Raw genomic sequence first — 929 nt, forward strand, 5'->3', positions numbered from 1 at the left:
GGAATAAGTTAATAGGATGGCCTCTACTTTAAATTTTAAAGCATAGAGATTCCTGCATCTTAAATCCTCAATCCCAAACTGCTCTAAACTCGAAAATACCGTTTCAATTGGTTTACGCAGTCGTCCAATCTTATAATTTTCCAGTTTAGAGTAATCACTCATATTCTCTCTTAATTGAGTTATTAATCTGATTCCACACCTTAATAAGTCATCTTTCAATGATCTAGTTACATATCCCTTGTCGCCATAAACAATCGAGAATGGGCTGGTAGTGAGTAATTCATAAGCTATTTGACTATCATGGATTGATGCTGGTGTGACTACATAATTGATTGGAAAACCGTTATTTCCAACTACTACGGAAAATTTAATACCATAGTAATGTTCTTGTTTTGTAGCGTTAAAGCCTATATTAGCTGTCGACTCAAGAAGTTTTGCTCGACAATTTCTAATTGGTTTACACAAAGCACAGGGAAAACTGTCAATAATGCCGAATTCACAGCTGTTGACGAGAGAATCTACAAAATAATAGCGCATCATCTGAATCGCTTGAGAAAGATTTTGGCATATCCGGCAAAATCTAGATCGTTCAGGAAAACATTCAGGAAACAAGTTAGTACGAATTGCGCGATAAATAGCATTAGCTGATCTACAACCTTGTTGTAAAGCCCAAATGTAGCTAGAAATCAAGATAACATCTGGTTGAAGTTGCAAATGGACATTCTTACGAAAACGAACCGATTCTGGAACATATTTCTCGTATAGATCTGTCACTTTAACCAAAATTTTATTGAAAACTACTTGTGTTTGTGATGGATTCGCGAGATAATGTACTTGGCTTTGCATATCATGTCCTCAATTCATGGTGGTTTTGAGTTTATGATACGCAAAGTTTTTTATTATTTCCAGGATTAACTAGCACAACGGGT

At 35.5% G+C, this 929-nt stretch carries 1 protein-coding gene; it reads right to left on the reverse strand.

Translation table 11 applies throughout. The annotated features are described in order from the left end of the window. On the reverse strand, nucleotides 1–846 hold an 846-nt coding region (locus I1A59_RS09455), incomplete at its 3' end, for an IS982 family transposase (protein WP_196092492.1). Nucleotides 847–929 lie beyond the last annotated feature (83 nt).

The organism is Streptococcus sp. NLN76, assembly GCF_015686645.1.
In the GTDB taxonomy this organism is placed as follows: Bacteria; Bacillota; Bacilli; order Lactobacillales; family Streptococcaceae; genus Streptococcus.